18 protein-coding genes and 1 pseudogene are annotated in these 17,311 nt (G+C 68.7%); 10 read left to right on the forward strand and 9 right to left on the reverse strand.

Annotated elements, in window-relative coordinates:
• Both NE2_RS36765 and dut read right to left on the reverse strand, forming a co-directional pair.
• A pseudogene (locus tag NE2_RS36765) lies at positions 1 to 363 on the reverse strand (hypothetical protein); the annotation flags it as partial.
• Between the two features lie 2 nt (positions 364 to 365).
• Entirely contained in the window at positions 366 to 863 is a 498-nt protein-coding gene (gene dut / locus NE2_RS27660; protein ID WP_030517218.1) for a dUTP diphosphatase, read from the reverse strand.
• A gap of 141 nt (positions 864 to 1,004) precedes the next feature.
• Between dut and NE2_RS27665 the strand changes: the two genes are divergently transcribed.
• Complete coding sequence (locus NE2_RS27665) at positions 1,005 to 1,535, forward strand: DUF3093 domain-containing protein (protein ID WP_084494374.1); 531 nt, start codon at positions 1,005 to 1,007, stop codon at positions 1,533 to 1,535.
• A 77-nt stretch (positions 1,536 to 1,612) separates the two neighbouring features.
• Here the strand turns inward: NE2_RS27665 and NE2_RS27670 are convergent, their stop codons facing one another.
• Entirely contained in the window at positions 1,613 to 1,915 is a 303-nt protein-coding gene (locus NE2_RS27670; protein ID WP_025351469.1) for a DUF4193 domain-containing protein, read from the reverse strand.
• A gap of 511 nt (positions 1,916 to 2,426) precedes the next feature.
• Between NE2_RS27670 and cei the strand changes: the two genes are divergently transcribed.
• Positions 2,427 to 3,104: an envelope integrity protein Cei gene (cei, locus tag NE2_RS27675; RefSeq protein ID WP_063030837.1), complete on the forward strand. Its 678-nt coding sequence runs from the start codon at positions 2,427 to 2,429 to the stop codon at positions 3,102 to 3,104.
• 13 nt (positions 3,105 to 3,117) lie between these two features.
• Here cei and NE2_RS27680 read toward each other — a convergent pair whose 3' ends face one another.
• Positions 3,118 to 4,029: an inositol monophosphatase family protein gene (locus NE2_RS27680; protein ID WP_063030821.1), complete on the reverse strand. Its 912-nt coding sequence runs from the start codon at positions 4,027 to 4,029 to the stop codon at positions 3,118 to 3,120.
• Between the two features lie 118 nt (positions 4,030 to 4,147).
• Here NE2_RS27680 and ppgK point away from each other — a divergent pair, with 118 nt between their 5' ends.
• The 5 genes from ppgK (at position 4,148) to NE2_RS27705 (ending at position 10,198) form a co-directional block, all read left to right on the forward strand.
• Positions 4,148 to 4,906, forward strand: coding sequence for a polyphosphate--glucose phosphotransferase (gene ppgK, locus NE2_RS27685; protein WP_030517222.1), 759 nt, complete (start codon positions 4,148 to 4,150; stop codon positions 4,904 to 4,906).
• A 152-nt stretch (positions 4,907 to 5,058) separates the two neighbouring features.
• Positions 5,059 to 6,447: an RNA polymerase sigma factor gene (locus NE2_RS27690; protein ID WP_063030823.1), complete on the forward strand. Its 1,389-nt coding sequence runs from the start codon at positions 5,059 to 5,061 to the stop codon at positions 6,445 to 6,447.
• Positions 6,448 to 6,543: 96 nt separating this feature from the next.
• Entirely contained in the window at positions 6,544 to 8,133 is a 1,590-nt protein-coding gene (locus tag NE2_RS27695) for a Na+/H+ antiporter (protein ID WP_063030825.1), read from the forward strand.
• Positions 8,134 to 8,351: 218 nt separating this feature from the next.
• The gene (locus NE2_RS27700; protein WP_063909501.1) at positions 8,352 to 9,203 is read left to right on the forward strand and encodes an MHYT domain-containing protein; all 852 of its coding nucleotides are present in this window, start codon (positions 8,352 to 8,354) and stop codon (positions 9,201 to 9,203) included.
• Between the two features lie 134 nt (positions 9,204 to 9,337).
• A complete protein-coding gene (locus NE2_RS27705) occupies positions 9,338 to 10,198 on the forward strand; it encodes a rhomboid-like protein (protein WP_063030827.1) in 861 nt (286 codons plus the stop codon).
• Here the strand turns inward: NE2_RS27705 and NE2_RS27710 are convergent.
• The 3 genes from NE2_RS27710 to NE2_RS27720 are packed head-to-tail and all read right to left on the reverse strand — an operon-like array spanning position 10,163 to position 12,218.
• The gene (locus NE2_RS27710; RefSeq protein ID WP_063030829.1) at positions 10,163 to 11,341 is read right to left on the reverse strand and encodes a cation:proton antiporter; all 1,179 of its coding nucleotides are present in this window, start codon (positions 11,339 to 11,341) and stop codon (positions 10,163 to 10,165) included. The genes NE2_RS27705 and NE2_RS27710 overlap by 36 nt on opposite strands.
• 4 nt (positions 11,342 to 11,345) lie before the next feature.
• The gene (locus NE2_RS27715) at positions 11,346 to 11,828 is read right to left on the reverse strand and encodes a cation:proton antiporter regulatory subunit (protein WP_036503064.1); all 483 of its coding nucleotides are present in this window, start codon (positions 11,826 to 11,828) and stop codon (positions 11,346 to 11,348) included.
• A 15-nt stretch (positions 11,829 to 11,843) separates the two neighbouring features.
• Positions 11,844 to 12,218: a DUF952 domain-containing protein gene (locus tag NE2_RS27720; RefSeq protein WP_063030839.1), complete on the reverse strand. Its 375-nt coding sequence runs from the start codon at positions 12,216 to 12,218 to the stop codon at positions 11,844 to 11,846.
• Positions 12,219 to 12,651: 433 nt separating this feature from the next.
• Between NE2_RS27720 and NE2_RS27725 the strand changes: the two genes are divergently transcribed.
• A complete protein-coding gene (locus NE2_RS27725; RefSeq protein ID WP_033087939.1) occupies positions 12,652 to 12,846 on the forward strand; it encodes a DUF7455 domain-containing protein in 195 nt (64 codons plus the stop codon).
• Between the two features lie 81 nt (positions 12,847 to 12,927).
• Here the strand turns inward: NE2_RS27725 and NE2_RS27730 are convergent, their stop codons facing one another.
• Positions 12,928 to 13,698, reverse strand: coding sequence for a TetR/AcrR family transcriptional regulator (locus NE2_RS27730; protein ID WP_063030831.1), 771 nt, complete (start codon positions 13,696 to 13,698; stop codon positions 12,928 to 12,930).
• A gap of 197 nt (positions 13,699 to 13,895) precedes the next feature.
• On the opposite strand from NE2_RS27730, the gene NE2_RS27735 reads away from it, so the two are divergent.
• Positions 13,896 to 15,536: a DEAD/DEAH box helicase gene (locus NE2_RS27735; protein WP_218018680.1), complete on the forward strand. Its 1,641-nt coding sequence runs from the start codon at positions 13,896 to 13,898 to the stop codon at positions 15,534 to 15,536.
• 565 nt (positions 15,537 to 16,101) lie between these two features.
• Here the strand turns inward: NE2_RS27735 and NE2_RS27745 are convergent.
• Entirely contained in the window at positions 16,102 to 16,839 is a 738-nt protein-coding gene (locus NE2_RS27745; RefSeq protein WP_063030835.1) for an SDR family oxidoreductase, read from the reverse strand.
• Positions 16,840 to 16,940: 101 nt separating this feature from the next.
• Between NE2_RS27745 and NE2_RS27750 the strand changes: the two genes are divergently transcribed.
• Positions 16,941 to 17,311 (forward strand): TetR/AcrR family transcriptional regulator (locus NE2_RS27750; RefSeq protein WP_157110974.1); only part of this gene is annotated, 371 nt, incomplete at its 3' end.

The raw sequence follows: 17,311 nt of genomic DNA on the forward strand, positions 1-17,311 counted from the left end.
CGGCATTCGTGCGTGCGCGCCCGTCTCGTACGGGTCGGGCCGCGCACCGGGATACGGCGCAGCCGGACGTCCCGGCGTCCCGTACCCGGGCGGAGTCATACCATGGTCCGGCTCCGCGCGGCCGTGCCGCCCGGTGCGCCCGCCCGCAGCTTCCGCGCCCGGCCCGGCCGGGTAGTCCGGCTCGGAATAGCCGGGGCCATAGGCGGATTCGCCGTAGACTCCGTCGTCCCCCAGGTCCGGTGCCCGGTGCGTACCGGTCCGGTAGCCGCCTTCGGCGTATCCCTCGTCGTAATAGGAATCGCCATAGCCGGTGTCGTCCCGCTCGGAGTCATGATCGGATCGATGATCTCCACGGCCGAACATGTTCATACCTCCCCTCCGGCGCGGCCCGCCCCGCCGGATTGCGGCGACAGACTGTGGTGTCCGCCGCTCGACCCGTAACCGCCTGCGCCGCGCGCTGTTTCGTCGAGCTGGTCGACCTCCACGAAATCCACCAGTTCCACACGCTGCACCAGCAATTGTGCGATCCGATCGCCGCGGCGCAACTGAATCGCCGTGCGCGGGTCGTGATTGATCAGGCAGACCTTGATCTCGCCCCGGTATCCGGCGTCGACCGTGCCCGGCGTGTTGACGACGGACAGACCCGTCTTGGCGGCCAGCCCCGACCGGGGATGAATGAGGCCGACGGTGCCCTCCGGCAACGCGACGGCGATTCCGGTGCCGACGAGCACCCGCTCGCCCGGCTCCAGGATGACGTCTTCGGTGGTGCACAAATCCACTCCGGCATCGCCCGGGTGCGCGCGCGTGGGCACCGGGACGCCGGGATCGAGCCGCAGCAGAGGTATGGGTGCAAGTCCGGTCACGTCCAGCGAGCCTACGCGTCCGGCGGCCGGGCCGTGGGAGCGCCGGGCTCCGATGTGGCGGCGCCGAGCGGCCGCGGTCGCGGACAGCCCGGACCGGCTCCCGCCGACAGCGAATATGTCGGCCTGACCTAGCATGATGTGGTGTCCGACCAGTCCCACGCAGTACCTCCCCACGAGTCCCCGGCGCGCGCGAACGCCGACACCCCCGCCGCGGTCTATTCCGAACGGCTGTGGGTTCCGCTGTGGTGGTGGCCGGTGGCGCTGGCGGTGACCGGTCTGCTGGCCGCCGAAATCCATATGGGAGCGCCGGGTATCCGAGCGTGGCTGCCGTATGTGCTGCTGTTCCCGGTGCCCGTCTGGGCGCTGCTCTGGGTGAGCCGCCACCGGGTCGAGGTGGCACCGGATGCCGACGGCATCCTCGAATTGCGCGCGGACCGGGCCCATCTACCGGTAACGTATGTATCCCGGGCGGTACCCGTACCGGCCAGCGCGAAAAGCGCGGCACTGGGTCGTCAGCTCGACCCGGCCGCGTTCGTCCAGCATCGACCCTGGATCGGGCCTATGGTCCTGCTCGTCCTCGACGATCCGGACGACCCCGCTCCGTACTGGCTGATCAGCACGCGTAAACCCGAGCAGGTACTGGCCGCGCTCGGCGTGCCGAGCGCGGGCTGACGGGACCTGCCGGGCTGTCTGTCGTCGTTTCTTTCAGCTACCCGCGGAACTGATCCGCTGCGGCCGCACGGATCCGCTCAGGCCGCGCAATCCATGCAGATCATCTGCCCGCCGGCCTCGCTGGCGAGTCTGCTGCGGTGGTGAACCAGGAAGCAGCTCGAGCAGGTGAACTCGTCGGCCTGCTTCGGGATCACCCGGACCGAGAGCACCTCCTCGGACAGATCCGCGCCGGGAAGCTCGAACGACTCCGCGGTATCGGATTCGTCGATATCCACGACGGCGGACGCGGCCTCGTTGCGACGAGCCTTCAGCTCCTCGAGCGAGTCCTCCGACACTTCGTCGGATTCACTGCGCCTAGGTGCGTCATAGTCGGTTGCCATGTCGTCTTCCCCTCGTCCTTACTCCGTATATCCCGGACCGGCTCCGCCGAACGTCGATCCCTGTCGGAATCGCCGGCGATGCCGCCCCGCCGTGGTGTACGTCACGTGTACACCGCTCGCCGCCCGGCCGGATCACCCTGATCCATACCGGATCGCGCTCGGTCAACGCAGGACATGCCCTGGTTGTTCCCGAAATCGCTTCCCTGATTCACATCAGCCGATTCGTATCGGGCCGCCAGACAATAGCGGACGCCGGGGCAAAAGTCGCAATCAAAACTCGAGCGAGTCGAAACCGACGGGTAATCGTCACTGCGACAGCACGGTTGTGGCGATACGCCATCGCTTCGTGCTCGGCGGCGCCCCGGCCCGTGACCCGATCGCGACCCGGGCGGCCGCGCCGATCGTTACCATCCCGATATCCGGCGTCGTCGTAGCTGCCTGTTTCCGCGGCGAACCGGCGCGCAGGTGTCCGCGTGCGCGACTGTCGACCACCAACTCGTAAGGTGTGCGTGTGGTTTCACTGATCACCGAAGGCAGCGCGGTCGACAACAAGGGCCGTCCGTTCCTGCGGCGCCGCTACCAGCCGTGGGTCGCACTTATCGCGGTTCTCGCCCTCATCTGCGCAGTCGTGTGGATCAAGGCGCTGACCACCGCCGACACCACCCATACCGCGATGGCCTGCAATTCGCCGGCCCCCGCCACGGATGCGAACTCCCCGCAGCCCGCGCCGCTGGGCGAGGTGGTGTCCCCGTCGCGACTGCACGATGTGGAGCCGGCGCCGCTGGCCCAGGCCAAGGTGCGGGTGCTCAACGGTTCCGGCCAGCGCGGCCTGGCCGAGCACATCGCGTCCAAGCTCGGTGACTACGGCTTCGCCAGCCCGCCGGCCCCCGTGTTCGGCAACGATCCGGTCTACCTGAACGGCGACCTGGTCTGCACCGGCCAGATCCGCTACGGCGTGAGCGGTCGCCCGGCCGCGGCGGCCGTCCAGCTCGTCGCGCCGTGCGCGGAGCTGATCGAGGATCAGCGCACCGACGACACCGTCGACCTGGCCCTGGGCACGCTGTTCGGCAACGATCTGCAGCCGAGCACCGATGCCGAGGAGGTGTTGCGCGCCTTGAAGAATCCGGCGCCCAACGGCCCGGACGTCGATTCGGCGCTGCTGCAGGCCGCCCGCACCGCCCGCTGCTGAAGCCGAGCCGCGCTCACTGCTCCGGGATGGGCGCGGCGACACCGAGCCGGTCGAACAGGTCGGCGAGTTCGTCGGCGATGCCCGCGGCGGCGGCCACGGTCAGCTCCCCCTGCGCGCCGGTGGAGTCCGCGCCGGGCAGCCGCAGTACGGCGCCCGCCTCGGCCGCGATCAGGGCTCCGGCGGCCCAGTCCCACGGATTGAGGCCGTGCTCGTAGTGGGCGTCCACGCGACCCGCCGCCACCATGCAGAGGTCCAGGGCGGCGGAGCCGATCCGGCGGATGTCGCGGACTTTCGGCAGCAGCTGCGCCACGAGTTCGCCCTGCCGTTCCCGTCGCGCCGCGCCGTAGCCGAAGCCGGTGGCCACCAGAGCCAGCCGGACGGAGTCGATATCGTTGCAGCGCAACGTGATCGGCTCCTCGTCGCCGCCGGCCAGGGTGGCACCCGCGCCCAGTCCGGCGCTGTAGGTCACCCCACCGGCCACGTCGACGACGGCACCGGCCAGCGAACGGCCGCCGCGCATCGCGGCCACCGATACCGCGTAGGCCGGGATGCCGTACACGAAGTTGACCGTGCCGTCGATCGGATCGACCACCCACGCGATCTCGCCCGCGGCGCCGAGGCTGCCACCGCCCTCCTCACCGAGGACCCTCTCCCCCGGGCGCGTCTCGGCCAGCGACGACCGGATCAGCTGCTCGGCTTCGGTGTCGACCACGGTGACCGGATCAGTGGGCGTCGATTTGGTGCGGACCGAGTCGTCCTCGGTGCGCCCCGGGCCGAACACCTCGGGACGGCGGCGGCGGACATGTGCCGCCGCGGTCTCGGCCAGATAGACTGAAACACGGCGTAACTCGGCGATTTCGGCAGGGTCGAGGACGGGCGCTTCCGCGATGTCGGCGGGTGAATTCGTCTCGGGCACGGTTTCCATCCGACCACAGATCCGCCCGGACTCGCATCCGCGCGGTCGCGGCCACGGGCGCGTCGCGCGGTGTAACGTGCCGCTGGCACCTTCATCGGCCTAGACCACAGGGAACGAGGAGTTCGCGATGTCCGCTCGGGGGCAAGCATTCGGAATCGATATCGGGGGTAGCGGGGTGAAGGGCGCGGTCGTCGACCTCGCCACCGGCGACCTCGCCCACGAACGGATCAAGATCTCCACGCCCCACCCGGCCACCCCGAACGCCATCGCCGAAACCGTCGCCAAACTCGTCACCCAGGCCGACTGGGACGGCCCGGTCGGGCTCACCCTGCCCAGCGTGGTGGTCAACGGCATCGCCCGCACCGCCGCCAACATCGACAAGAGCTGGATCGACACCGACGCGCGTCAGCTGTTCTCGCTGGCGCTGGGCGGGCGCGACGTCGTGGTGCTCAACGACGCCGACGCCGCGGGCCTGGCCGAGGACCGCTACGGCGCGGCCCGCAACATCGACGGCTTGGTGATGCTGTTGACGTTCGGCACCGGTATCGGCTCGGCGCTGCTGAACCACGGCGTCCTGGTTCCCAACACCGAACTGGGCCACATCGAGGTGCACGGCAAGGAGGCCGAGCACCGGGCCGCGTCGTCGGTGAAGGAACGAAAGAATCTGTCGTACAAGGAGTGGGCCGCCGAGGTGACGAAGGTACTGGTCACCCTGGAGGACCTGTTCTGGCCGACGGTCTTCGTCGCCGGCGGCGGGATCAGCCGCGATGCCGAGCACTGGATCCCGTTGCTGGCCAATCGGACTCCGGTCGCGGCCGCCCATCTCCGCAACACCGCGGGTATCGTGGGCGCCGCGATGGCCGTGGATAGCGGGATCGCGCCGTGAGCACTCGTTGCCGATAGTTACAATGGAACGAGACCGGCGGTGAGCCGGAAAACAACCCCGGCACGTAGAGCCGGGTTCAACCCCGACAGAACCGCTCCGCCGGATGATTACTCTGGCGTGACGCCGCACGAGACCGTCACGAAAGGGCGTACGTGGTAGCCACGAATACCCGACAGACCGCCGAATCGGCCGACGCCGCCGACTCCGCAGAAGGCACCGCAGCACGGCCGGTCCGCAAGGCTGCCGCGAAGAAGGCCCCGGCCAAGAAGGTCGCCGCGAAGAAGGCCCCCGCCAAGAAAGCGGGAGCCAAGGCTGCAAAGAAAGCGCCCGCCAAGAAGGCCACCACGAAGAAGGCGGCCCCTGGCGCGGACAACGAAGCCGACGAGCATCTCGACGACGAGTCGCTGGAACTCGACGACCTCGGTGACCTGGAGGTCTCCGAGGACGATCTGAGCGACGACGGCGAAGATCTGGTCGAAGATGCCGCCGAAGAAGAGGCCGAAGCCGAGGACGAGGAAGCCGACGAGCCCTCGGAGAAGGACAAGGCCTCCGGTGATTTCGTCTGGGACGAAGAGGAATCCGAGGCCCTGCGCCAGGCCCGCAAGGATGCCGAGCTCACGGCGTCAGCGGACTCGGTGCGCGCCTACCTCAAGCAGATCGGCAAGGTCGCGCTGCTCAACGCGGAGGAGGAGGTCGAACTCGCCAAGCGGATCGAGGCCGGTCTCTACGCCACCGAGAAGCTGCGCGAATTCGCCGACAAGGGCGAGAAGCTGCCGGTGGCCACCCGCCGCGATCTGCAGTGGATCATGCGCGACGGCAACCGCGCCAAGAACCACCTGCTCGAGGCCAACCTGCGTCTGGTCGTCTCGCTGGCCAAGCGCTACACCGGCCGCGGCATGGCATTCCTGGACCTGATCCAGGAGGGCAACCTGGGTCTGATCCGCGCGGTGGAGAAGTTCGATTACACCAAGGGCTACAAGTTCTCCACGTACGCCACCTGGTGGATCCGGCAGGCCATCACCCGCGCGATGGCCGACCAGGCCCGCACCATCCGTATTCCGGTGCACATGGTCGAGGTCATCAACAAGCTGGGCCGCATCCAGCGCGAGCTGCTGCAGGACCTGGGCCGCGAGCCCACGCCCGAAGAACTCGCCAAGGAAATGGACATCACGCCGGAGAAGGTCCTCGAGATCCAGCAGTACGCGCGTGAGCCCATCTCGCTGGACCAGACCATCGGTGACGAGGGCGATTCCCAGCTGGGCGACTTCATCGAGGATTCCGAGGCGGTCGTCGCGGTCGACGCGGTGAGCTTCACCCTGCTGCAGGATCAGCTGCAGTCGGTGCTGGAAACCTTGTCCGAGCGTGAGGCGGGCGTGGTCCGGCTGCGCTTCGGTCTCACCGACGGCCAGCCGCGCACCCTCGACGAGATCGGCCAGGTCTACGGGGTCACCCGTGAGCGCATCCGCCAGATCGAGTCGAAGACGATGAGCAAGTTGCGCCACCCCAGCCGGTCCCAGGTGTTGCGCGACTACCTGGACTGATATTCGAATTTCCGATGATGCCGCCGAGGTTCCGCCTCGGCGGCATCGTCGTTATGTCCGGGGTATTGCCGCGACGGCCCCATAGGGTGGGCTGTCGTGGATCAGTTGGTGTTGGTTTTCGTGCTGGCGTTCGCGACGATCCTGGCGCAGCCGCTGGGCCGGCGGCTCGGTTTGGCGCCCGCGGTGCTGATGACGGTCTTCGGGCTCGTCATGGCGGTGCTGCCGTTCGTGCCGAATATCGCGCTGGCGCCTGAGCTGATCCTCCCGCTGGTCCTGCCGCCGCTGCTCTACGCCTCGGCGCGGCGCACCTCCTGGCAGCAGTTCGCGTCCAACGCGGGGGCGATCCTGTTGCGAGCGGTCGGTCTGGTGGTGGCCACCGCGGCCGCGGTCGCCGCGATCTTCCACCTCTGGTATCCGGCGCTGCCGGTGGGCACGGCATTCGCCCTGGGCGCGGTGGTGGCGCCGCCGGACCCGGTGGCGGTGAGCGCGATGGCGAACCGGCTGGGCCTGCCGCGGCGTCTGGTGGCGGTACTCGAGGGTGAGGGCCTGTTCAACGACGTGACCGCGGTGGTGATCTACGACGTCGCGGTGCAGGCCGTGGTGACCGGGCAATTCTCCGCCTGGCGGACCGCGATCGACTTCGTGGTCTCGGCGGTGGTGGCGGTGGCGGTCGGGCTCGCGCTCGGCTGGGCCGGCAGTGCCCTGATGCGGCGGCTGACGGAGGCGCCGTGGCAGGTTGCTCTCGGCTTGCTACTGCCGTTCGCCGCTTACGGGATCGCCGAGGCCGCACACGGTTCGGCGGTGCTCGCGGTCCTGGTGTGCGCGCTGTATCTCACCGATGCCGCAGCGGATTTCAGCGATGTGGGATACCGGATCGTCGGCGATTCGTTCTGGGACGTGATCGACATGCTGGTCACGGGATTCGCCTTCGGACTGGTGGGCCTGGAGTTGAGCACGGTGCTCGCCACCACCGGTCCGAACTGGCCGCGCCTGCTCGGCGGGGCGGCCGCGGTGGTCGGCGTGGTGGTAGCCCTGCGGGTGCTGTGGCTGCTCGCCAGTACCGCGCTGTTTCGCGGATGGTGGCGGCGCCGACGGGTGGACGAGCCGTACACCTGGCGCGAAACCGTGGTCACCTGGTGGGCCGGCATGCGCGGCGTGGTGACCGTCGCGCTGGCGCTGGCGTTGCCGCTGACCACCGATTCGGGCGCGGACTTCCCCGGCCGCACCGAGGTCCTGTTCATCGCGTTCGTCGTGGTGCTGTTCACGCTGCTGCTGCAGGGCCCCACGCTGCCTCTGGTCGCTCGCTGGACCGGGGTGAAGGCCGATACCGAGGTCGAGCGAGCCATGGAGCGACGGCTGTGGACGCGGATCCTGCGCGCGGAACTGGCCCGACTGGAGGAGATCGCCGACAACGAGGATCTGCCCGACGAGGTGTATCAGCGGCTGCGCGACAGCGTGGAACGCCGGTTGATGCGCGCCGACCCGGAAGCGGCCCAGGCCGCCGACGGCACCAAGACCGTCGAGCACGCCATGCGGCTGACCGGCAAATTGCGCACGATCAGCAACGACGTCCTCGACGCCGGCCGCGGTGCGGCGCTGGCCGCCCGGCGCGAACCGGGTATGCCGCCGGATCTGGTGGACCGGGTGATGCGCCGCCTGGATCTGCGCCCACCCCCGCTGCTGTGAGGTAGCGGAAGCCGCGCGGCGGTCGAGTCCCCTGAACACTCGCGGCGATCGGACCTTGATCCACGGACACGCGACGCGAACTGGCCTCGCGCTCCGGCAAACAGCAGCTATTTTCCAGGACTAACGTTCGGGAAATTTACTACCTGCGAGTATATCGCTAATGTGCGGACGGTCACCGGCATGGGGATGCGGTGACGCACTTTCGGCAAGGAGTCCGCATGCTTCAGATCGACCAGTTCACCTACGGGTGGTTGACACCCACACTGGCCTACGTCATGTCCGTCATCGGTTCGTTGCTCGCGTTGCGCTGTATGGTGCGCGCGCGGGCCAACCCCGGGCACCGCGGATGGGTCGTCACCGCGGCCGTCGCCCTGGGCGGTACGGGCGTCTGGGTCATGCACTTCATCGCGATGCTGGGTTTCTCGGTCCACGGGGCGACCATTCGCTACGACATCCCGGTCACATTGATCAGCGCCGCGATCGCGGTGGTCGTGGTCTGGATCGGCCTGTCGCTGGTTATCCGCCGGCGGGGCGACACCTCGGCGCTGCTGACCGGCGGGGCGGTCACCGGGCTGGGTGTGGCCGCGATGCACTACGCCGGCATGTACGCGATGAAGACCGATGCCGCGATGCACTACGACGCGTGGCTGGTCCTCGTCTCCATCGTGATCGCGGTGGTGGCGGCGACCGCGGCGCTGTGGTTCGCGCTGCACGTCGAGGGACTGCCCGCGACCATCGGTTCGGCGATGATCATGGGCGTCGCGGTCTGCGGTATGCACTACACCGGCATGTACGCCATGCAGGCCCACATGGCCGAGCACATGCAGGCACCGTCGGGGGCGCAAGCCAATCAGCTGCTGACCCCGCTGATCATCGGCGTCAGCATGGTGACGCTGGTGCTGTTTCTGCAGGTCGGCATCACCGATATCCACGAGCCGGATCTGTCGCGCATCCGTGGGCAGCGCGCGAGCCGTTACTGGCCCAGCAGCACCGAGTCCGACTCCCCGGCGACCGGGTCGTTCGCTCGCGAGGAGTACCCCGGCGAGGAGACACACCGGCACCGCCGCTAGCCGCCGTCGGGAGAGCCCGCGCAATGCGGTGACCGCACAGCTCACCGGCGGGAAACCGCCGCGAGGCGAACCTGTGGCACCGGATTGCGCGGGTCGGTGGGCGGACCGGCCCGCCGCGGGCGACACTGGCATACGTGGCGTCTTCCGCTTTGAATCACTACCGGTCCCCGTGGGCCCGGACTCTCGACCTCGACACCGGGCGCCGGCAACTGCTGGACTGGTGGCACGGCCCGGATCGGATCTACCGGGCCGGGAAGGCGGTCCACGACCATCTGGCCGGTGCGCCGGCCTCCTGCGCCTACGCGTTCACATTGTTCGTCACCTGGTGGACGCTGCGCGGGATCAGTGATTTCGCCGGGCACCGGCTGATCCTGTCGGCCTCGACGAATCTGCACAATATGCGCCGAGAGCCGGTACAGGTGCTGGTCGCGTCTGCGTTCTGGACCGACGGCGGATTTCCGTGGGTGATCATCATCGGCTTCCTGACGGTGATGGCCTTCGCCGAGCGCTGGCTGGGGACGTTGCGCTGGATCATGGTCTTCGCCTGCGGCCACGTCGGCGCCTCGATGATCGTGGTCACGGGCATCGCCTTCGCGGTGCACCACGAGCTGATTCCGCTGCGCCTCGCGGTGGCCTCCGACGTGGGGTCCTCCTACGGTTTCACCGCGGTACTGGCGGCGCTGAGCTTCCATCTGCGCGGCACACCCCGCGCCGTGTGGGGCGTGGGATTGCTGGCCTGGTTCGGCTTCGCCGCCTGGCACGGGCGCACGTTCACCGACTACGGCCACCTGACGGCGCTGTTCATCGGCTTCGCGGTCGGGGCGGTCGCGGTGGCGTTGTCGCGGCGGCTCGAGCGGATCCGCGACCAGCGCCGCGCGGGAACCCGCCGCGCACCGGGCGACACCGCGCCCAGGCCGATCGACCATCGCGCGGCAGCCCTGGTGAGCGAGAACGAGCCCTCAGCCGACGGCCGGAGCGAGCCGACGCTGCATTGAGCGCACCACGGGTTCGACCACACGGGCCGCGACCGGACCGATAATCGCCATCAGCAAGACGTAGGCCGAGGCCAACGCCGCCAGCTTGCCCGGTACCGCACCCACCGAAACGGCAAGTCCCGCAATGACGATCGAGAATTCACCGCGGGCCACCAGGGCGGCGCCGGCGCGCGCGCGACCGAGACGGCCGATGCCCTGCCGCTTGGCCGCGAACCAGCCGGTTCCGATCTTGGTCAGCGTGGTGACCACGGCCAGCAGCACCGCCCAGCCGAGGACCTGCGGGATCTTGTGTGGATCGGTGTTGAGGCCGAAAGCCACGAAGAAGATGGCGGCGAACAGGTCTCGCAGCGGTTCCAGGAGTTTCGCGGCGCTCTGCGCGGTGGATCCGGAGATCGCGATACCCAGCAGGAACGCGCCGACCGCGGCCGAGACGTTCAGCGCGGAGGCGAGGCCCGCGACCAGCAGCGCGGCCCCCAGCAATTGCAGCAGGAACACCTCGCGATCCTTGCTGTCCACGATCGAGGACACGAAGCGCCCGTAGCGCAGCGCGATGACCAGCACGATCGCGATCACGAGCAGGGCGAGCGCCAACGACCGTAGCCCGGCCAGCCAGCCGACACCGGCCAGGATGGTGGTCAGGATCGGCAGGTAGATCGCCATCGCCAGATCCTCGAACACCAGAACCGACAGCACGACCGGCGTCTCCCGGTTACCGAGCCGTCCGAGGTCGTTGAGCACCTTCGCCGCGATGCCGGAGGACGAGATGTAGGTGACGCCGGCCAGGGTGATCGCGCCGGTCGGCCCCCAGCCGAGCAGCAGCGCCACCACCGCGCCGGGCGTGGCGTTCAGCACGATGTCGAGCAGACCCGCGAGCCAGGACTTGCGCATGCCCGAGACCAGTTCCGGCGCGGTGTATTCCAGGCCGAGCAGCAACAGCAGCAGCACGACGCCGATTTCGCCTGCGAGATGGCCGAATTCGGTGGCGGCCTTGACGGTGAGCACACCGCCGTCGCCGAAGGCCAGGCCGCCGAGGAGGTAGAGCGGGATCGGGGACATGCCGAAACGCCCTGCGACACGCCCCAGGACACCGAGGGCGAACAGGACCGCTCCGAGCTCGAACAGGGCTAGTGCGGTCGACTCCACCGGCTCACCCGCCGGTCAGAATCTCGAGCGCCTCGTCGAGGCCCTGCGGGGTTCCGACCACGACCAGCAGGTCGCCCGCCACGAGCACGAAGTCCGGACCGGGCGAGGGGTAGATCTGCCCGGCCCGCATCACGGCGACGATGGACGCCTTGGTGCGGGTGCGTATGCGGGTGTCGCCGAGCGCACGCCCCGAATACGGCGATTCGTCACCGATCGGGAGCTGGCGGGTGGTGATGCCCGGCAGATCGCGATGATCGTCCTTGAGCTTCTCCACGAGCTGCGGTGCGCCCAGCAGATTGGCGAGTACGGCCGCCTCGTCGACGGTCAGCGGCACCTGGGCGGCGCAGTCGTCGGGATCGTCGTGCTTGGAGACGATGAGATCGATACCACCGTCACGATGCGCGACAACTCCGATCCGGCGCCCGGACCGTGCCTCGAAATCCTTACGGACGCCAATTCCGGGCAGCTGTGTCACATCGACGTTCACGAAATCCAGCCTAGATCAAGCACTTCGAGAGGCCGGCCACTGATCCGGATCCGCGGTGAGTGCCGGAAATGTCCCTTTTTCATCAGGGCCATAGTAACTGGTGCGCACCAACGCCGTGACGGGAAGCGGGCCGTAGAGGTGCGGAAAGCGCATCGAACCCGGGTCCTCGGCCACGCCCGGCTCCCAGCGCAGCGGCGCGCTCAGGCGGGTGACGTCGATCCAGAGCAGCAGCATATCGTCGCGCCCGGCGAACAACCGGTTCGCCGGCAGATGCACCTGGTGCGGTGCGGACAGATGAAGGAACCCCTCGGTCTCCAGCGAGGGTGCCACCCGTTCGCCGATTCGCTGCGCCTGCTCCCACTCCGCGGGCGTACAGAGATGAACCAGCATGCGCCCGTTGGTGTTTTCGGTATTCGAGGCGGCGGGGGCAACGTTGTCGGCAGTCACGGCTGCACCATACCCAGCGTGGCGCGCGCGACCCGCCGAACGGAACGAAGCGGACGTTTGATTGAGCGGTTGATTGTCGGTGGGCGCGGGTAATCTGCGAGCAGACAACTGGATCGGCCTTTTTCCGAAGTGTTGAACCACAGGTGGTGAACCGAGGTTCCCAAGGATGGTCATGGTGTTCGCCCACAGCGAAATACCTGGTCATGTTAGGGAAAACACATACAAACATCTTCGGGAACAAAGCCCCCGTCCCGAACGTCTGACAGAGTAGTCATCAGCCCCTGCTGGGAAGTAGCGGTAGCGAGCCCGCGGAAGGGACCGCGGGCCCCACACCAGGCGAACGGCTTTCTGCGCCGGGAGCCAGGACGGAGGAGTCATGCCAGGAACACTGACAAGCACCCCACTGACTGCGGTCGATCGTTGCGACCGCTGCGGTGCGGCCGCGCGCGTGCGCGCGACACTTCCCGCCGGTGGCGAGTTGCTCTTCTGCCAGCACCACGCGAACGAGCACATGGATCGCCTGCGCGAACTGGAGGCAGTCATCGATACCGAGTCGGCACCGGCACTGTAAGGCCGGCTCCTCACGTCCCCTGTCAGCCAAGGGCGGCCTCCGGGCCGCCCTTTTTCGCGTCTCGGATCACAGCGCCTCCGATCACAGGCGCCGGGATATCAACCCGTCCAGCAGGCGGCCAAGTCCGTACTCGAAGGCGCCGTCCGGATCTCCGGGCGCCTGATACTGCTCCCCTGCCGCGGCGCCCACCCGCTCCGCGAGCGGAAACGACTGCCCCGTCATCGCCTCGGTGAGCACCGGCCCGTACGCCTCCCACCAGCGCGCATCGCTCATCTCCTCGGCGCCGCGCCGGGCCGCGACCGCCGTGCGAGCATTGCCGGTCGCGAAGTCCGACAGCGCGGCAATGGTCCGGTCCATATCGACATCGGACAGCCCCGACCCTTCCAGCGCGCTCAGCTGCCGTTCGTAGCGTCGCAGCCGACCCGGACCCAGATCCAGCCGCCACGGCGGTACCTCCAGTAGCCACGGGTGGGTGAGCAGTTCCGCGCGCACACCGCGAGCAATGGCCGCCAGACGCTCGCGCAGGGGCGCGGACAGGTCGAGCGGCGCGTCCTCGCCGGCCACCCAGTCGACCATCGCGATGATCAGCGCCTGCTTGTCCGGGACGTAGGTATAGAGACTCATCGGCCCCAGCCCGAGCGCCGTCGCCACCGCTCGGATGGATACCGCGCCGTAACCGTCGCGGTCGGCGATCCGGACCGCGGTGCGAATCACCTCGTCCACCTCGACCGTCTGCTTCGGCCCGCGCACCCCCGGGCGGGCCGGAAGTTCGCGACGCCACAGCAGGGCGATCACCTGCCGCGCCCGCTCGGAGGCGGATTTCTGGGCCACAACACTCCTCGGGAATCTCATTACACCGTACGGGGTTATAATACTTCGTACGCTATACGTAGATAAGCGAGGGTCCTCTGCACACGACACACGCCACCTATCTGCCCGACCGCCATGCGTTCGCCCTGTGGAACTGGGGGGCCGCGGCGACCGAAGCCCCGCCGCCCGGTGTGCGCGATACCGTTCGGCTCGCCCTCCCCGATCCCGACGGCACCACGATGGGAGTGAGCGAGGTCACCTGCGCGGTCATCGACGCCGGTCAACTCGACGCGGTCGACGTGGCCCGCGCCGGTTCGTCACTGTCGGCCTGGCAGCGCGTCGCACGCGAGGCCGGCGGGCCGGAGCTGTTGCCCGCCGCCGCCCACGCCGTACCCAATGCCGCGGCGACCGCGATCGTCTCCGCCGACCGGGCGGTGCGGGCCTACCGCGAGACCGAGGACATCGCGCGGGCGTTGCGCGAACCACTCCGTGCGCGGTTGCGGCCCTATCAGGCGCGCGGGATCTCCTGGCTGCACCGGACGACCGCCGACTACGGCGGCGCGGTGCTCGCCGACGAAATGGGACTGGGAAAGACCGTGCAGGCCATCGGCTTTCTCCTCGGACGCGCCGAGTCCGGCCCGCAACTCGTGGTCTGTCCGACCTCGCTGGTCGGCAACTGGATACACGAGATCACCCGCTTCGCGCCCGGACTGCGCCCGCTCCCCTGGCGCGGCGGCGAACTCGGCGAGCCCGGACCCGATGCGGTGCTCGTCACCGGATATCCGACGCTGCGCGGCCACGGACCGGCACTGGCCGATATCGAGTGGGCCACCGCGATATTCGACGAGGCGCAAGTGCTGAAGAATCCCCGCACTCAGGTCTCGCGCGCGGCGCGCGCCGTGTCCGCGCGAGCGCGGATCGCCCTGACCGGCACGCCCGTGGAGAACCATCTCGACGAACTGTGGGCGCTGCTCAATCTGGTCACGCCCGCGGCGTTCACCCACAAGGCGCAGTTCCGGCGGCGCTTCGTCCGTCCCATCGAGGAGGGTTCCGCCGCGGCCGTGCGGCGACTGCACGACACCATCGAGCCGATCGTGCTGGCCCGCCGCAAGGTTCAGGTGGCCGCGACCTTGCCGCCGAAGATCCACACCGATCTGGTCTGCGATCTCACCGCGGAACAACAGCGCCTCTACGACGAGCTGCTGAACCGCGCCGAGGCCGACGGATTCGGTGTGGGCGCCGAACGCAACGCGCGCGTACTGGCCGCGCTGACTGCCCTGAAGCAGGTGTGCAACCATCCTGGGCTGGTCACCGGCGATCTCGACGAACTCACCGGCCGCAGCGGAAAGTTCGACGTCTGCTTCGATATCCTCGCAAACAACCTCGAACTGGATTGCCCGACAGTGGTTTTCACCCAATACCGGCGCACCGGAGAGTTGCTGGCACGCCACTGCACCGAGCGATTCGGAGTCGAGGCGCCGATGTTCCACGGCGGTCTGTCGCAGAGCGAGCGCGATGCGATCGTCACCGCTTTCCAGAGCGCCGACGGCCCGCCGATCCTGATATTGAGCCTGCGGGCCGCCGGGACCGGCCTGACCCTGACCCGCGCCGCGGACGTGGTGCACTTCGACCGCTGGTGGAATCCCGCGGTCGAGGCACAGGCCTCGGACCGCGCGCACCGCATCGGGCAGACCCGCCCGGTCACGATCACCACACTGACCAGCGCCACCACCGTCGAGGAACATATCGCCGGCATGCACGATCGCAAATCCGCGCTCGCTGGACTCGGCGCCGGCGACGGACGTTCGGCGGTGGCCCGGCTGGCCCGGTTGGACGACGACCACCTGCTCGCCGTATTGCGCCGGAAGCGAGGCAATTGACATGCCCGACAACGAATTCGGTTACACGCCGTGGGGTATGGGCTGGGTGCGGCTGGCGGAGCCGATCCGGACGGCACGTCCCGAGCCGCTGCTGCCCCGCGCACGCAGCATCGCCCGCAACGGCGGCGTTCACCTGACAATCGACGGCACCACGGTCTCGGCGCACATCCATCGCGGCGGGCAGGCATCGGTGACGCTGCTGGAGATCGCACCGCTTCCGGCGTCCGTGGTGAGCGCCATGGCCGAGCACATCCCCGCGCAGCTGGTCCAGCTCACCGATGAGGTGCATGCCGCCCTCACCGCCGCCGGCCTGGCCCCGATACCGCGGCTCGCTGCGACCGATTGCTCGTGTCCGGCCCGCAACCCACGCTGCCTGCACCTGCTGGCCGGCTGCTACGCCCTCGCCCGAGCCGTGGACGAGAACCCTTGGCTGTCCTTGGATCTGCAGGGCTACCGGTCCGGCGGCGCGGAGGACAGCGGCGCGGCGGACGCCCCGCCGGCGCGGTGGACACCGCTCGATTCTCTCGACCCCGCAACGTTTTTCACCGGCCCGCACGACGGGATGTCACGCATTGGTGCCGCCGTCGACGGTGAGGGTCGCACCGGTCAGGCGGGCACCGGACGGGCCGGCGAGGAAGGCGACGACACCCGCGATGTCGTCGGCCTCGCCGAAGCGGCCGAGCGCCGAATGCCGTAGCTGGTTCTCGGCGTGCGACGACGCGGCCGGATTCATATCGGTGTCGGTCGAGCCCGGCTGTACCAGGTTGACCGTGATCCCGCGCGGGCCCAGTTCCCGCGCGAGGGCTCGGGTGAATCCGTTGAGTGCGGATTTACTGAGGTTATAGAGCGTCAAACCCTCGAACAACGCGCGTTCGGACAGATTCGACCCGATGCTGATGATGCGCCCGCCGCGATCCATGTACGCCAGTGCGGCCTGCGCCGCGACGAAAGCGGCCCGGGCATGGATGTGCAGCGCCTCGTCGATCTCGGCAACGGTGAAATCGGTGAACGGCTTGGCCGGGAAGATGCCCGCGTTGTTGACCAGGATGTCGACCCCGCCCAGTTCCGCGGCGGTGCGATGGACCGCCGCGGCGACCTGCCCGGCATCGGCACTGTCGGCCTGCACCGCGATCGCGCGCCGCCCGAGACCCCGGATATCGGCGGCGACCGCCTCGGCCGCCTGGGCCGCGCCGCGGTAGGTCAGCGCCACATCCATGCCGTCGGCGGCCAGGCGCCGCGCGATCGCGGCGCCGATGCCCCGGCTTCCTCCGGTCACGAGAGCCACGGTGGTCGACTCGCTCATGTGCACTCCAATTCTGTGTCGATCAATACAGAAATAGACAAGCAGCTCGGTCGACGGTCGTCAAGAGATATATTTAGTGATCGACACAGAAAGAGGATTCGATGGCCGAACGCGGACGACCGCGCGGATTCGATCGCGACATCGCGCTGCGGCGCGCCATGGAAGTGTTCTGGGAACACGGCTACGAAGGCGCCGCGATGAGCGATCTGACGTCCGCGATGGGGATCAATTCCCCCAGTCTGTACGCCGCCTTCGGATGTAAGGAGCAACTGTTCCGCGAAGCCGTCGAACTCTACGGCCGCACCGAAGGCGGATACACCGCCCGCGCGCTCGCGACCGCGCCGACCGCTCGCGCGGCCGTCGAGGCGATGCTGCGCGACAACGCGGCCGCCTACTGCGACCCCTCCACGCCGCGCGGCTGTCTGGTGGTGGTCGCGGGCAATACGGCGGGCCCGCGCCACGGCGCCGTCCG

The organism is Nocardia elegans NBRC 108235, from assembly GCF_001612845.1.
GTDB lineage: Bacteria > Actinomycetota > Actinomycetes > Mycobacteriales > Mycobacteriaceae > Nocardia > Nocardia nova.

Bases quoted from the DNA above. Each gene is read 5' to 3' on its own strand.
- NE2_RS27725 (WP_033087939.1), top strand. From the start codon at position 12,652: ATGCCAGGAACACTGACAAGCACCCCACTGACTGCGGTCGATCGTTGC.
- NE2_RS27730 (WP_063030831.1), bottom strand. From the start codon at position 13,698: ATGAGATTCCCGAGGAGTGTTGTGGCCCAGAAATCCGCCTCCGAGCGG.
- NE2_RS27680 (WP_063030821.1), bottom strand. From the start codon at position 4,029: ATGGAAACCGTGCCCGAGACGAATTCACCCGCCGACATCGCGGAAGCG.
- NE2_RS27700 (WP_063909501.1), top strand. From the start codon at position 8,352: ATGCTTCAGATCGACCAGTTCACCTACGGGTGGTTGACACCCACACTG.
- NE2_RS27670 (WP_025351469.1), bottom strand. From the start codon at position 1,915: ATGGCAACCGACTATGACGCACCTAGGCGCAGTGAATCCGACGAAGTG.
- ppgK (WP_030517222.1), top strand. From the start codon at position 4,148: ATGTCCGCTCGGGGGCAAGCATTCGGAATCGATATCGGGGGTAGCGGG.
- NE2_RS27745 (WP_063030835.1), bottom strand. From the start codon at position 16,839: ATGAGCGAGTCGACCACCGTGGCTCTCGTGACCGGAGGAAGCCGGGGC.
- NE2_RS27735 (WP_218018680.1), top strand. From the start codon at position 13,896: ATGGGAGTGAGCGAGGTCACCTGCGCGGTCATCGACGCCGGTCAACTC.
- NE2_RS27720 (WP_063030839.1), bottom strand. From the start codon at position 12,218: ATGCTGGTTCATCTCTGTACGCCCGCGGAGTGGGAGCAGGCGCAGCGA.